The following is a 14,105-nucleotide window of genomic DNA, read 5'->3' as shown; positions in this document are numbered from 1 at the left end:
GGCGCACCATGAGCACAGCCACACGTTCGCTTCCCCGCGCCATCGGCGCGCATGCGATCCTCCTGACCTACACGGCGATCGCGCTGTTTCCGGTGATCCTGGTCGTGATGAATTCGTTCAAGTCGCGCGTGGGCATCTTCGGCGCGCCGCTGACGCCGCCGACACCGAAGACCTTCGACCTGATCGGCTATACCACGGTGATCGGCCAGGGCGACTTCATCCACTATTTCCAGAACAGCCTCGTCGTCACCGTCGCCTCGCTGTTCTTCGTGCTCTTGTTCGGCGCGATGGCCGCCTTCGCGCTGTCGGAATACCGCTTCCGCGGCAACACGATGATGGGGCTCTACCTGGCGCTCGGCATCATGATCCCGATCAGGCTCGGCACCGTCGCCATCCTGCAATTGATGGTGGCGACCGGGTTGGTCAACACGCTGACGGCGCTGATCCTGGTCTATACCGCGCAAGGCCTGCCGCTGGCGATCTTCATCCTGTCGGAATTCATGAAGCAGGTGTCCAGCGATCTGAAGAACGCAGGCCGCATAGACGGGCTGTCGGAGTACACGATCTTCTTCCGGCTGGTGCTGCCGCTGGTACGTCCGTCCATGGCGACCGTCGCCGTATTCACCATGATCCCGATCTGGAATGATCTGTGGTTCCCGCTGATCCTGGCGCCTTCGGAGGAGACCAAGACCGTGACGCTCGGCGCGCAGCTCTTTCTCGGCCAGTTCGTCACCAACTGGAACGCGATCCTGGCGGCGCTGTCGCTGGCGATCCTGCCGGTGCTGATCCTCTATGTCATCTTCTCGCGGCAGCTGATCCGCGGCATCACGTCAGGAGCGGTCAAGTGAGCTCGGAAAAACCCCTTCGCGTTGTCGTCGCCGGCCTCGGCAATATGGGTCGCAGCCATGCGCTCGCCTATCACACAAATCCCGGTTTTCAGATCGCGGCGCTGATCAACCGTTCCGACGTGCCGCTGCCGGACGGGCTCGCCGGCTACGGCATCAGACGCTCCTTCGACGACGCGCTGCGCGACGAGAAGCCGGACGTCGCGGCGGTCGCCACCTATTCCGACAGCCATGCCGACTACGCGGTCAGGGCCTTCGAGGCCGGCTGCCATGTCTTTGTCGAGAAGCCGCTGGCGACGACGGTGGCCGACGCGCAACGCGTCGTCGATGCCGCCAAAGCCAACGGCAAGAAACTGGTGATCGGCTATATCCTGCGTCACCATCCGTCCTGGGTGCGGCTGATCGCCGAGGCGCGCAAGCTCGGCGGGCCATATGTCTTCCGCATGAACCTCAACCAGCAATCCTCCGGCCATACCTGGGAGACGCACAAGCAGCTGATGCGGACGACGTCGCCGATCGTCGATTGCGGCGTGCACTATCTCGACGTGATGCTGCAGATCACCGATTCGAGACCCGTCGAAGTACGCGGCATGGGGGTGCGGCTGAGCGACGAGGTGGCGCCGTCGATGTATAATTACGGACACCTGCAGGTGCTGTTCGAGGACGGCTCGGTCGGCTGGTACGAGGCCGGCTGGGGGCCGATGATCTCGGAAACGGCCTTCTTCGTGAAGGACGTCATGTCGCCCAAGGGCTGCGTCTCGATCGTGATGAAGGAGGGCGTCAGGTCCGACGACATCGACACCCACACCAAGACCTCGACGATTAGGCTGCATAGCGCGGCGACCGGGCCGGACGGCAAATTCGCTACGGAAGACCAGCTGCTGTCGATGGAAGGCGAACCGGGTCACCAAGAGCTTTGCGACCTCGAACAGGCCTTCTTGCTCAAGGCCATACGCGAAAATATCGACCTCACCCGCCACATGGACGATGCCGTGAAGTCGCTCGCCGTCTGCCTTGCCGCCGACGAGAGCGTGCGCAGCGGCAACGCCGTAAAACTCTAGAACAGGAACGACGCCGTGGGCTCGCTGAAGATCGAGAATGTGAAGAAGGCTTTCGGGCCGGTCGAGGTGCTGAAGGGCATCGACCTCGAGGTGACGGACGGCGAGTTCGTCGTCTTCGTCGGCCCGTCCGGCTGCGGAAAATCGACGCTGCTGCGCGTCATCGCCGGCCTGGAAGATTCGACCTCCGGCCGCGTGCTGATCGACGGCACGGACGTTTCCGTCACGCCGCCGGCCAAACGCGGCATCGCCATGGTGTTCCAGACCTACGCGCTCTACCCGCATCTGACGGTGAAGAACAATATGGCGCTGGGCCTCAAGCAGGCGGGCACGCCGGCCGCCGAGATCGAGCGGCGCATCAAGATCGCCTCCGCGATGCTGTCGCTCGAGCCCTATATCGAGCGGCGCCCGGCGGAACTGTCGGGCGGCCAGCGCCAGCGCGTCGCTATCGGCCGCGCCGTGGTGCGCGAGCCGAAGCTTTTTCTCTTCGACGAACCGCTGTCGAATCTGGACGCCGCCTTACGCGTCAACACCAGGCTTGAGATCGCGCAGCTGCACCGGCGGCTGAAGGCGACGATGATCTACGTCACCCACGACCAGGTCGAGGCGATGACGCTGGCCGACAAGATCGTGGTGCTCAATGCCGGCCGCATCGAGCAGATCGGCAGCCCGATGGAGCTCTACAATTCGCCGGCCAACGAATTCGTCGCCGGCTTCATCGGCTCGCCGAAGATGAATTTCGTCGACGGCGCCAGGCTGGGCGAGACGGCCAAGACCATCGGCGTGCGGCCGGAGCACGTCACCGTCGACGCGAATTCGGGCGCCTGGAAAGGCACGGTCGTGCATGCCGAGCATCTCGGTGCCGACACCAATCTTTATCTCGACTGCGAGAAGGCCGGGCTGATCACCGTGCGCATCTTCGGCGTCTACAACGCCGAAACGGGCGCGACCCTCTACGCAACGCCCGATGCGGCGAAGACGTATCGGTTTGGGCCGGATGGGAAGGTGCTGAAGTAGGCGGCGGCCTTTCCTTCTCCCCTTGTGGGAGAAGGTGGCCGCGAAGCGGCCGGATGAGGGGTGTTGGAAGGATCTCGCCGCAGCAGAATGAAGCGTGGGATATCTTCAATCTTCAAGGCGGCACTCCGCTGGAGCACCCCTCATCCGTCTCGGCGCTGCGCGCCGATCCACCTTCTCCCACAAGGTGAGAAGGGGTAGTCGCAGCTTACTCGTCCGCCTTGAATGTCTGCTTCTGCTGGCCCAATCCCTCGATGCCCAGCTCCACGACGTCGCCGGGCTTCAGGAACACCGGCGGCTTCATGCCGAGGCCGACGCCGGGCGGGGTGCCGGTGGAGATGATGTCGCCGGGATGCAGCGACATGAACTGGCTGAGATAGGAGACCAGATACTTCACGCCATAGACCATGGTCCTGGTCGAGCCGTTCTGCATCGTCTTGCCGTTGACGGTCAGCCACATCTTAAGGTTCTGCGGATCGGCGACCTCGTCCTTGGTGACCAGCCACGGGCCGGTCGGACCGAACGTGTCGCAGGACTTGCCCTTGGTCCACTGGCCCTGGCGCTCGGCCTGGAAGGCGCGCTCGGAGACGTCATGCGCGACGCAATAGCCGGCAACATAATCCAGCGCGTCGTCCTCCAAGACATACTTCGCCGTCTTGCCGATGATCACGCCGAGCTCGACTTCCCAGTCGGTCTTGGCCGAGCCGCGCGGGATCAGCACGTCGTCATCCGGCCCGACGATCGCCGAGCTTGCCTTCATGAAGATGATCGGCTCCGGCGGCACGGTGGCGCCGGTCTCGGCGGCGTGATCGGAATAGTTCAGGCCGATGCAGATGAATTTTCCGGTGCCGGCGACGCAGGCGCCCAGGCGCGGCTTGCCGGGAACCACCGGCAGCGACTTCGCATCGAGCTTCGAGAGCATCTCCAGCGAAGCCGGATGAAGCGCCGTGCCGGCGATATCGGCGACATGAGCCGAAAGGTCGCGGATCGTCCCGTCCGCATCGAGCAGGCCGGGCTTTTCGCTGCCAGCTTCGCCATAGCGCAACAACTTCATCATTCTTCTCCTAAGGTGCGGCCTGAAGCCATTTGCAAAATTCGTTTCGATTGCGGTCGTTGCGAAAGCCGGGCGGACCGTAGCCATCGATCTGACCCCCGGCAAGCGCGAACGCCGCATCGGGCGATCTGGCGAAAGGGATTTTCAGACTGATCGATGCAGTACCCGATCTTCCTGCCAAGCCCTTTACGATCCCTCAGATCGACCAGCCGCCGTCGATGTTGTAGGCCTGCCCCGATGTGTAGGTTGCGCCGGCAAGGTAGACGGCGAGATCGGCGATTTCCTCCGGCGTGCCAAGCCTGCCCATGGGCTGGCGGGCGATGAAGGCCGCGCGCGCCACCTCATAGTCGCCCTGCGCATGCATGCGGTCCTGCAGCGACGGGCTTTCTACCGTTCCGGGGCAGATGGCGTTGCAGCGAATGCCCTTGGCCACATAATCGGCGGCGACCGCCTTGGTCAGGCCGACGACCGCCGCTTTGGTCAGCCCGTAGACGAAGCGGTTCGGCACGCCCTTCTGCGAGCTTGCCAGCGAGGCCATGTTGATGATCGAGCCGTCGCCGCGCTCCAGCATGCCGGGCAGCACGGCGCGGATGGTGCGGATCATCGAACGGACATTGAGGTTGAGCGCGAAGTCGAGATCCTCGTCCTTCATCTCGAGGATGGAGCCACCATGGACGAAACCGGCGCAGTTGAACAGCACATCGACCCGGCCGATCTCGGCGAAGGCGGAAGCGACGGCCGCGTCGTTCAGCACATCGAGCTTGCGGGTCTTGACGCCGGCAGTCTTGCCCAACTCGGCCAACAGCGGCTCGTTGATATCGGTGGCATGAACGGTCGCGCCCGCCTTGGCGAAGGCCAGCGCGCTCGCCCGGCCGATGCCTTGCGCCGCCGCGGTGACCACAGCCACCTTACCCGCCAGATCCGCCATGTTTTTCTCCTCGCCTGCCTGGAGCGTCCGCCTCTATCGATGGCCGGCCCAGGCGTCGTGTGCCAGACAACCGGCATCGTGCGGTCAGATTTCCGCTTCACAGATAAAGATGTTTTTTCTCGTTAAAGAACACGCGCCCGAGCGTCAAGCCCGAGGTCAATCACCTTCGCGACAGCGGGTGAAATGGCTCCGTCGCGCGGCGCGCCTCAGGCGGGCCTTCTCAGTCGCCGTAAGGCACCCAAACATTCTTGACCTCGATGGCGCGGCGCAGGAAGGCCTCGCCTGCCGCCTCGCCCGAGGCCCAGTCGAGGCTGCGGCCATTGCCGGTCCAGACGCGTTTGAGATTGCCGATGGAGTCAGCCTCCGCCTTGGCGCAAATGTCGGCATCGGCGAACACCCAGAGCCCGTCGACGTCGTCATGCTTGGCCAGCACGCCAGCGAGCTCGGCGCTGCGACCGGTGACGATGTTGATGGCGCCAGGGGGCAAGTCGGAATATTCGATCACCTGGTAGAGGTCGGTCGCAAGCAGCGGATGCCGCTCGGACGGGGCGGCGACGACGGTGTTGCCCATGGCAAGCGCCGGCGCGACCAGCGAAATGAAGTTGAGCAGCGGCTGGTTGTCCGGCGCGACGATGCCGACCACGCCCACCGGCTCATGCAGCGCAAGCGTGACGACACGAGCCGGCGGCTGGTGGACGCGGCCCTCGAACTTGTCGGTAAGGCCGGCGTAAAGGAACAGCCGCTCGATCGACTGCTCGACCTCTTCGCGCGCGGCCTTGGCGGTGACGCCGGTCAACTGGACAAGGCGCGCGGCGAACTCATCGCCGCGGCCCGAAAGGTTCTCGGCGAAATAATAGAGCACCTGGCTGCGGTTATAGGCGGTCGCCTCCGGCCAGGTCTTGCACGCGCGGGCAGCGGCGACCGCGTCGCGAATGTCCTTGCGGTTGCCGAGGCCGACTTCGCCGGCCAGCTTGCCCTTGGCGGTCGCAACGGCGAGCGAATAGTTGCCATCCGGCCTGACCTGCTTGCCGCCGATGAACAGCTTTGCCGTGCGATCGATCGCCGTGCCGTCGGCCTGTTCGACCGGCTGGGCCGTTCCGGCCACGGCTGGCTTGATGACGGACCCGACCGGCAGCTTGGCCGCGAGATATTCGAACATGCCCTCGCGGCCGCCCTCGCGGCCAAAACCGCTTTCGCGATAGCCGCCGAAGCCGCAGGCGGCGTCGAACATGTTCGTGCCGTTGACCCACACCACGCCCGCCTTCAATTGCGGCGCGACATGCAGGGCCAGATTGACGTTCTCGCTCCACACCGAAGCGGCAAGGCCGTAGCGCGTGTTGTTGGCAAGCTCGATCGCCTCCTCGGTATTGCGGAAGCTCATCGTCGCCAGCACCGGCCCGAACACCTCTTCCTGCGCTAGAATGTTAGCCGGCGAAACACCCGTCGCCAGCGTCGGCAGATGATAATAGCCTGTCGTCGGCAAGGCAGCGTCCGGCTGCCAGCAGACGGCGCCCTGTTTCGCCCCCTCGGCGATCATGCCCTTGACGCGATCGAGCTGGGTGCGGTCGACAAGCGGGCCGATATCGGTGTTCTTGTCGAGCGGGCTGCCGACCCGCAGCCGGCTCATCCTGACCTTGATCTTGGCGATCAAGGCTTCGGCGACGCCTTCCTGGACCAGCAAGCGCGAGCCGGCGCAGCAGACCTGGCCCTGGTTGAACCAGATGCCGTCGACCAGGCCTTCGACGGCGCTGTCGAGATCGGCATCCTCAAAGACGATGAAGGCGGACTTGCCGCCGAGCTCCAGTGAAAGCTTCTTGCCGGAACCGGCGGTGGCCTTGCGGATGATCTTGCCGACTTCCGAAGAGCCGGTGAAGGCGATCTTCTGGACGCCGGGATGGTTGACGATGGCAGCGCCCGCTTCAGGGCCGCCCTGGACGATGTTGACGACGCCTTTCGGCACGCCCGCCCGCTCGCAGATCTCGGCAAACAGGATGGCGGTGAGCGGCGTGAATTCGGCAGGCTTCAGCACCACCGTGCAGCCGGCGGCAAGAGCCGGCGCGATCTTCCAGGCCAGCATCAGCAGCGGGAAGTTCCACGGGATGACCTGGCCGACGACGCCGACCGGCTTGTGGTCGGGAAAATCCTGGTCCAGCGTCTGCGCCCAGCCGGCATGATGGATGAAATGACGGATCGCCAGCGGCACGTCGATGTCGCGGCTCTCGCGGATCGGCTTGCCGTTGTCGATCGATTCCAGCACCGCGAACAGGCGCTGGTGGCGCTGCATGGCCCGGCCGATGGCATAGAGCACTTTTGCGCGGGCGTAGCCCGATGACGCCGACCATTTCGGCAGCGCTTTTGCCGCAGCAGCGACCGCCGCGTCGATGTCGGCGGCGCCCGCATCCGAGACCTTGCCAAGCAGCTTGCCGGAAGACGGCTCGCTGGTGTCGAAAGTCTTGCCGCTTGCCGCCGCCTTCCAGGCGCCGTCGATGAACAGCGCCTTGGAGAAGTCGCGGCCGGCAAGCCAGGCATCCGCCTCGTTGCGGGCTTCCGGCGCCGGGCCGTATTCCATGGCGTGATAGCGTTCGAGGATGTTCATGGGACGGCGCTCCAGATAATTGTCTTGGAAGGCATTCCTTCGCGCCCCCCTCTGTCCTGCCGGACATCTCCCCCACAAGGGGGGAGATTGGCCTTCGCGGCCGTCGGCGCCCGGTCTGCAAAGTAGGTGATTGGCGAAATCCTCGATGACGGCCAATCTCCCCACCCGTGGGGGAGATGTCCGGCAGGACAGAGGGGGGCGCGAAGGAACTCGGCGTTCAAGGCCTTCACTCGCCTACGCCATCGCGTGGCGGTGGTTGGCCGAATAGTGGCCGGTCAAATGATGCTCGAGCTGGCGCTCGATGTCGGTGAGCAGGCTGGAGGCGCCGAAGCGGAACAGGTCCGGCTCGAGCCAGGGCCGGCCGAGCTCTTCCTTCATCAGCACCAGCCAGTCGAGCGAGACTTTTGCAGTGGAAATGCCGCCGGCCGGCTTGAAGCCGATGAGATAGCCGGTCTCCTCGAAATAGGCGCGGATGGCACGCACCATGGCAAGCCCTACGGGCAGCGTGGCGTTGACGCTTTCCTTGCCGGTCGAGGTCTTGATGAAATCGGCGCCCGCCATCATCGCCACCATCGAGGCGAGCATCACGTTGCGCAAAGTGGCGAGGTCGCCGGTGCCGAGAATGACCTTGAGATGCGCGTCGCCGCAGGCGGCGCGCATGGCGACGATCTCGTTGAACAGCTCGCGCCACTTGGCGCCGTAGACCAGGCCGCGCGGAATGACGACGTCGATCTCGTCGGCGCCGTCCTTCACCGATGCTTCGATCTCCTGCAGGCGAGTCGAAAGCGGCGCAAGGCCGTGCGGGAAAGCAGTCGAGACCGCGGCGACATGGATGCCGGTGCCGCGCACGGCGTCGACCGCCGTAGCCACGAAGGGATGATAGACGCAGACCGCCGCCGGACGGATCGCCTCGCCTGATATGCCGAGGCCCTCGACGATATCGCGGCGCAGCGGGTTGATCGCCTTGGCGCAAAGCCGGCGCACGCGCTCGTCGGTATCGTTGGAGTTCAGCGTGGTGAGGTCCATGCAGGCGATGGCGCGCAGGAGCCAGGCGGCCTGGTTGTCGGCCTTGATCGAGCGCCGCTTGGTGAGCGTCGCGACCCGACGCTCCAGCGCCGAGCGGTTGACGCTGCGCACCGATTCCAGAAAACCGAGATCGAGCTTCATGCCGGGGTTGCGGGCAATGCCGTGGTCCAGCGGCAGCGGCGTGTTGGCGGCGGCGCGCGCCGGCAGCGGCATCACCTTGGGCGCGCCTGCGCCGGCCTCGCGGATCGTGCTCATCTCCTGCCCTTTCATTCAGCGACCTAAGCCGAAGATAGCCCGTGAAGTTGTCCTTCACGAGTCTTTCAAAGGGTCATAATGGAAAAAGCCCGCTCAGGCAGCAGATTTTTGACCGCATGGTCAAAACATCATGCTGGGTAGGCGTTCCCGGCGTGGAGATTGGCCGCAACGCCCATCCCTTCGTCATACTCGGGCTTGACCCGAGTATCCATGCCGTGACCTCTGCCGCAGATGCAACGGTGCAGAATTCTGTAACCGCCGCAACGCCTTAGCGTAACGGCATGGATTCGAGAGTCTGCGCGTCGCTCCGCTCCTTGCTCCGCCCTAGAATGACGAAGCACGAATGCCGTCGCTAATCTCAGACGCCTCTAACAGAGCTGGCGGACCGCGATATGCCTCAGCCGACGAAGGCGCGCTCGACGACGAAGCTGGCCGGATGGCTCAAGGAACCTTCCTGGAAGCCGAGGCTCTCGGCAAGTTCCTTGACGTCCTTCAGCATATGCATCGAGCCGCAGATCATGATGCGGTCCGTCTCGGGATTGAGTTTCTCGATGCCGAGGTCGGAATAGAACTTGCCCGAGCCGATCAGCGCGGTGATGCGGCCCATGCGCGCCGATTCCTCGCGGGTGGTCGAGTTGTAGAGTGTGACGTGGCCGCCTGTCAGCTCGCCGATCAGCGGGTCGCTCTCCAGCGCCGCCACCAGCTCCTGGCCGTAGGTGAGCTCGGCATTGTCGCGGCAGGTGTGGGTGAGGATGACCTCGTCGAACTTCTCATAGGTGTCGGGGTCGCGCAGCAGGCTGGCGAAGGGCGCGATGCCGGTGCCGGTCGAGATCATGACCACGCGCTTGGCGGGCGTCAGCGCGTCGAGCACCAGCGTGCCGGTCGACTTCTGGCGCATGATGACGGTGTCGCCGACCTCGATCTTCTGCAGCTCGGAGGTCAGCGGACCGTCGGGCACCTTGATCGAGAAGAATTCGAGCTCGTCGTCCCAGGCGGGGCTCGCGACCGAATAGGCGCGGAAGATCGGCTTCTCGGCATTGGGCAGGCCGATCATGACGAACTCGCCGGAGCGGAAGCGCAGCGACTGCGGCCGGGTGATGCGGAAGGAGAACAGCCGATCGGTATAATGCTTCACCGACACCACGGTCTCGGCATAGACATTGGCCGGGATCGGGAACTGCAGCGGCTTTGCGCCGGCCACTTTCAACGCGGATGTCGTGTTCATTCCAACCCAACTTTCCGGCCCAGACGGAACCTTCTGGCGCCAAGCCTTCTCGTGCGCGCCCGAACGGCCAGGTTCCGGCGTGCTCCCTGCACACTGTCAAGCGGTAAGCTCTTGTGTCCGGAATTTATTAGTATACAAATGATCTCCAGGTCAAGATGGCGGCGTAAAACGCCTTTCCAAACCGAGGCATATCCGTAGTCCTGGCATTTCGGGTTTCGGCAATGAATGAGAAATTTTCGGCGTCGGCGGGAAGCGTCGTGGCCGGCATCGATGTCGGCGGAACCTTCACCGATCTGCTTTTGATCGACGGCAAGGCGGGCGGCAAAGTGCATATCGCCAAGACTCCGACCACAGTGGAAAACCAGGCCTTCGGCGTCGTCGCGGCCCTTGGCGCCACCGGCTTTCCGATCGACGGCATCGATCTCATCGTGCACGGCACGACGACGACCACCAACGCCGTGCTGGAACGTCGCCTCGCGCGGACCGGCATGATCACCACGCGCGGCTTCCGCGACGTGATCGAGCTTGGCCGCCGCACAAGGCCGCAGGCCTATGGCATGACGGGCACTTTCGTCCCGGTCATTCCCCGCGACCTTCGGCTCGAAGTGTCGGAGCGGGTCGAGGCGTCGGGCGCCGTGCGCATTCAACTCGACGAAGCCGAGATGCGCGATGCGGTGAAGACGCTGCTCGACGCCGGCTGCGAGTCGCTAGTCATCCATTTCCTGCATTCCTACGCCAATCCGTCGCATGAGCGGCGTGCGGCAGAGATCGCGGCGGAGCTCTGGCCGAACGGCCACATCACCACCGGCCATGCGCTGCTTTCGGAAGCGCGCGAGTTCGAACGCGGCGTCACGGCGGCGGTCAACGCCTCGGTGCAGCCGATCCTGGAACGCTATGTCGAGCGGCTGCGCAAGGAGCTGGCGGCAAAGGGCTACGCCCGCGACTTCCTGATCATGAACGGCAATGGCGGCATGATCTCGGCCCGCTTCGTCACGCAGGAATCGGCAAAGACCGTGATGTCCGGCCCGGCGTCGGGGGCGATCGCCGCCGCCTATACCGGAAAACGCGCCGGCTTCGGCAATCTTGTCACCTACGACATGGGCGGCACCTCGACCGACGTGGCGCTGATCCGCAACGCCGAACCCGCCGTCTCCAACGAGATCGAGATCGAATATGCGATGCCGATCCACGTGCCGATGGTGGCGGTGCACACGGTGGGCGCCGGCGGCGGCTCGATCGCGCGCGTCGACGCGGCCGGGCTGATCCAGATCGGCCCGGAAAGCGCCGGCGCAAACCCCGGCCCGATCTGCTACGGGCGCGGCGGCATCGAGCCGACCATCACCGACGCCAATCTGGTGCTCGGCCGCCTTGCGCCGAAGAAATTGCTCGCCGTCGACAATCCAGTCACCGTCGAGCGCGTCACCGATATTTTCGAGGAGAAGATCGGCAAGCGCACAGGGCTCTCCGGCGTCGAAGCGGCGGGTGCCGTCTTGAGGCTCGGCAACATGAAGATGGCGGGCGCCATCCGCATGGTATCTGTGTCGCGCGGCCACGATCCGCGCGATTTCGCGCTGTTCGCCTTCGGCGGCGCCGGGCCTTTGCACGCGACGGCGCTCGCTCGCGAGCTCGGCCTGCCGAGAGTGCTCGTGCCGGCGCGCCCGGGCATCACCAATGCGCTCGGCTGCGTGGTTGCCGATCTCAGGCATGACTTCGTCAACACAATCAACCAGCCGGTCGGCGGCCTCGACGAAACCGCGCTTCGCGAGGTGTTGGAACGGCACCGTAACGAAGGCGAGGCGTTGATCGCCAAGGAAGCGGTGAAGCCGGACGCGATCCGTGTCACGCATTCGGCCGACATGCAGTTCGTCGGCCAGACGCACATCATCAACGTGCCGCTGCCCTCCTCGTCGGTTTCACGAGAAACACTGCAGCTTCTGTTCGAAAAAGCCTATTTCGCCCGCTTCAAGGTCGAACTGCCGGAAATCCGCGCCAATCTCGTCAACCTCAACACCTCGGTCACCGGCGTGCGGCCGCAGATCGACCTGTCGCGGCTGATCGACCCCGCAGGACGCGCGGCCACGCTCGACGAGGCGCGGCGCGAAATCCGGCCGGTCTGGTATAACGGGCGCTGGCACGAGACGCCGGTCTATGCGCGCGAAAAGCTGCCGCTCGACGCAACAATCGAAGGGCCGGCGATCCTGGAGCAGATGGATGCCACCACCGTGCTCGAACCAGGCGACCGGGCGCGCTCGGATGCCGACGGCAACATCATCATCGACATCGGCGAGGCCTGAGATGGCAAAGCTCGACACGATCACGCTTTCGGTGCTGCAGGCGGCCCTGCAGCAGGTCTGCGACGAGATGGACCTGACCTTCTCGCGCGCGGCCTTCTCGCCGGTCATCGCGGAGGCCAATGACCGTTCGGACGGCATCTATTCGGCCGTCGATGGGTCGCTGATCGCGCAGGGCAGCCAGGGCCTGCCGGTCTTCGTCGGCGTCATGCAATACTCGACCAGGACTGTCATCGAGATGATCGCCGACGGACGATGCCTGCCCCCGGAACCCGGCGACATCTACATCGTCAACGACCCCTATCTCGGCGGCACGCATCTGATGGATGTGCGCTTTGTCATGCCGGTCTATCGCGGCGGCAAGATCTTCTGCTGGCTTTCCAACACCGGCCATTGGCCGGATATCGGCGGTTCGGTGCCGGGCGGCTTTTCCGCCTCGGCCACCGCGGTCGAACAGGAAGGCCTGCGGCTGCCGCCGGTAAAACTGTTCAAGAAGGGCGCGCTCGATTCCGAGATCTACGCCATCATCTGTTCCAACATCCGGGTCGCCGACCAGCGCATCGGCGACATCCGCGCGCAGGCCGCCGCGCTGCTGATCGGCCAGGACAGGCTCAATGAAATCCTTGATCGTTACGGAGACGAAACCGTCGTCGAGGCGATCGCGGAACTGCGCCGCCGCGCCGCCGAGCAGATGCGCGCCTCGATCGCCGTCATCCCCGACGGAATCTACCGCTCGCAGGCCTTCGTCGATTCCGACGGCGTGGTGAACGAGCCGCTGACCATCAATCTCGCCGTCGAGAAGCAAGGCGACACGCTGACCTTCGACTTTGCCGGCTCATCGAAACCCTGCGCCGGGCCAATGAACAGCGTGCTGGCAACGACGCTGTCGTCGGTCTATCTGGCCATGCGGCATATCTTTCCGGAGGTGCCGATCAGCGCGGGCGCCTTCGAGCCGCTGAACGTCAAGCGGCCGGAGGGCACCTTTCTCGACGCCAAATATCCGCGCCCGGTCTCGGGCTGCGCGGCGGAGGTCTCGCAGCGCATCGCCGAGGCCGTTTTCGCTGCGATGGTGCAGGCGCTGCCGGAGAAGGTGACGGCGGCGCCCGCCGGCTCCAGCGGCAATTTCGCGCTCGGCGGCAACGATCCGGCGCGCGGCCGCGACTATGTCATGTACCAGATCTCGGGCGGTGGTTATGGCGGCAATGCCGGCCATGACGGCTTGAGCAATGGCTGCTCGACCATCGGCATTTCGAAATCGCCGCCGGTCGAGATCATGGAGCAGGCCTTTCCGGTGCTCTACCGGCATTACGCGCTGCGCGAAGGCTCCGGCGGCGCGGGAAGACATCGCGGCGGCTTCGGGCTTGCCTATGAAGTCGAGATATTGCGCGGTGAAGCGCGCGCGTCCTTCGTCATGGATCATGGACGGTTCGGGCCGCAAGGCGCGCTCGGCGGCAAGGACGGCGCGCCGAACAGCGTGACCGTGTTCCGGGGCGGCGAAGCGCATGTGCCGCCGCATCTTTCCAAGGAACAGGACATCGCGCTCAAGGCCGGCGACCGCGTGCGTGTCGGCACACCCGGCGGCGGCGGTTACGGCGATCCGCGCGAGCGCGACCCGAAGCAGATCGCCGAGGATGTCAGGCTTGGCTACTATACGCCGGAGCAGGCCAGGGAGATGTTCGGAGTGGACGTGTAGGCGGACGGGCGTGGCGACTCATGCTTGCGCCATCGGGTCCGGCGGTTTGGAGATGGGCCGCAACGCGTATCGCTTTGTCATTCTATGGCGTAGCAAGGAGCGAAGCGACGCGCGCAGGCC

At 64.7% G+C, this 14,105-nt stretch carries 10 protein-coding genes; 5 read left to right on the top strand and 5 right to left on the bottom strand.

The annotated features are described in order from the left end of the window. Nucleotides 1-8 precede the first annotated feature (8 nt). Genes FJ425_RS04150 through FJ425_RS04140 form a run of 3 tightly spaced genes read left to right on the top strand, consistent with a single transcriptional unit; the run spans nt 9 to nt 2,920 of the window. Nucleotides 9-848 (top strand): carbohydrate ABC transporter permease, encoded by an 840-nt coding sequence (locus FJ425_RS04150; RefSeq protein ID WP_140628422.1) that lies wholly within the window; start codon nt 9-11, stop codon nt 846-848. Further along, entirely contained in the window at nt 845-1,906 is a 1,062-nt protein-coding gene (locus FJ425_RS04145) for a Gfo/Idh/MocA family oxidoreductase (RefSeq protein WP_140628420.1), read from the top strand. The genes FJ425_RS04150 and FJ425_RS04145 overlap by 4 nt, the downstream gene beginning before the upstream one ends. A 15-nt stretch (nt 1,907-1,921) precedes the next feature. Next, nucleotides 1,922-2,920, top strand: a complete 999-nt coding sequence (locus tag FJ425_RS04140; protein WP_140721965.1) for an ABC transporter ATP-binding protein — start codon at nt 1,922-1,924, stop codon at nt 2,918-2,920. A gap of 205 nt (nt 2,921-3,125) precedes the next feature. Here the strand turns inward: FJ425_RS04140 and FJ425_RS04135 are convergent, their stop codons facing one another. From FJ425_RS04135 to FJ425_RS04110, 5 genes are all read right to left on the bottom strand, one after another. Next, a complete protein-coding gene (locus FJ425_RS04135) occupies nt 3,126-3,971 on the bottom strand; it encodes a fumarylacetoacetate hydrolase family protein (protein WP_140628416.1) in 846 nt (281 codons plus the stop codon). 196 nt (nt 3,972-4,167) lie between these two features. Continuing rightward, nucleotides 4,168-4,899 (bottom strand): SDR family oxidoreductase, encoded by a 732-nt coding sequence (locus FJ425_RS04130; protein ID WP_140546951.1) that lies wholly within the window; start codon nt 4,897-4,899, stop codon nt 4,168-4,170. A gap of 220 nt (nt 4,900-5,119) precedes the next feature. Continuing rightward, a complete protein-coding gene (locus tag FJ425_RS04125; protein WP_140628412.1) occupies nt 5,120-7,495 on the bottom strand; it encodes an aldehyde dehydrogenase family protein in 2,376 nt (791 codons plus the stop codon). A 234-nt stretch (nt 7,496-7,729) separates the two neighbouring features. Continuing rightward, on the bottom strand, nt 7,730-8,776 hold the full coding sequence (deoC, locus tag FJ425_RS04115; RefSeq protein ID WP_095768140.1) for a deoxyribose-phosphate aldolase: 1,047 nt from the start codon (nt 8,774-8,776) through the stop codon (nt 7,730-7,732). A 397-nt stretch (nt 8,777-9,173) separates the two neighbouring features. Further along, nucleotides 9,174-10,001: a ferredoxin--NADP reductase gene (locus tag FJ425_RS04110; protein WP_140721963.1), complete on the bottom strand. Its 828-nt coding sequence runs from the start codon at nt 9,999-10,001 to the stop codon at nt 9,174-9,176. A gap of 221 nt (nt 10,002-10,222) precedes the next feature. Here FJ425_RS04110 and FJ425_RS04105 point away from each other — a divergent pair, with 221 nt between their 5' ends. Next, nucleotides 10,223-12,295, top strand: coding sequence for a hydantoinase/oxoprolinase family protein (locus tag FJ425_RS04105; RefSeq protein ID WP_140721961.1), 2,073 nt, complete (start codon nt 10,223-10,225; stop codon nt 12,293-12,295). 1 nt (nt 12,296) lies between these two features. Further along, the gene (locus FJ425_RS04100; RefSeq protein ID WP_140721958.1) at nt 12,297-13,985 is read left to right on the top strand and encodes a hydantoinase B/oxoprolinase family protein; all 1,689 of its coding nucleotides are present in this window, start codon (nt 12,297-12,299) and stop codon (nt 13,983-13,985) included. Nucleotides 13,986-14,105 lie beyond the last annotated feature (120 nt).

The sequence above is a fragment of the Mesorhizobium sp. B2-7-2 genome (genome assembly GCF_006440775.1).
Taxonomy (GTDB): Bacteria; Pseudomonadota; Alphaproteobacteria; order Rhizobiales; family Rhizobiaceae; genus Mesorhizobium.
Note: the sequence above shows the minus strand (reverse complement) of the source record. Positions and strands in the feature narration are given on the sequence as shown.

Coding starts and splice junctions, on each gene's coding strand:
- FJ425_RS04150 (WP_140628422.1), top strand. CDS start 9: ATGAGCACAGCCACACGTTCGCTTCCCCGCGCCATCGGCGCGCATGCG.
- FJ425_RS04135 (WP_140628416.1), bottom strand. CDS start 3,971: ATGAAGTTGTTGCGCTATGGCGAAGCTGGCAGCGAAAAGCCCGGCCTG.
- FJ425_RS04130 (WP_140546951.1), bottom strand. CDS start 4,899: ATGGCGGATCTGGCGGGTAAGGTGGCTGTGGTCACCGCGGCGGCGCAA.
- FJ425_RS04125 (WP_140628412.1), bottom strand. CDS start 7,495: ATGAACATCCTCGAACGCTATCACGCCATGGAATACGGCCCGGCGCCG.
- deoC (WP_095768140.1), bottom strand. CDS start 8,776: ATGAGCACGATCCGCGAGGCCGGCGCAGGCGCGCCCAAGGTGATGCCG.
- FJ425_RS04110 (WP_140721963.1), bottom strand. CDS start 10,001: ATGAACACGACATCCGCGTTGAAAGTGGCCGGCGCAAAGCCGCTGCAG.
- FJ425_RS04105 (WP_140721961.1), top strand. CDS start 10,223: ATGAATGAGAAATTTTCGGCGTCGGCGGGAAGCGTCGTGGCCGGCATC.
- FJ425_RS04100 (WP_140721958.1), top strand. CDS start 12,297: ATGGCAAAGCTCGACACGATCACGCTTTCGGTGCTGCAGGCGGCCCTG.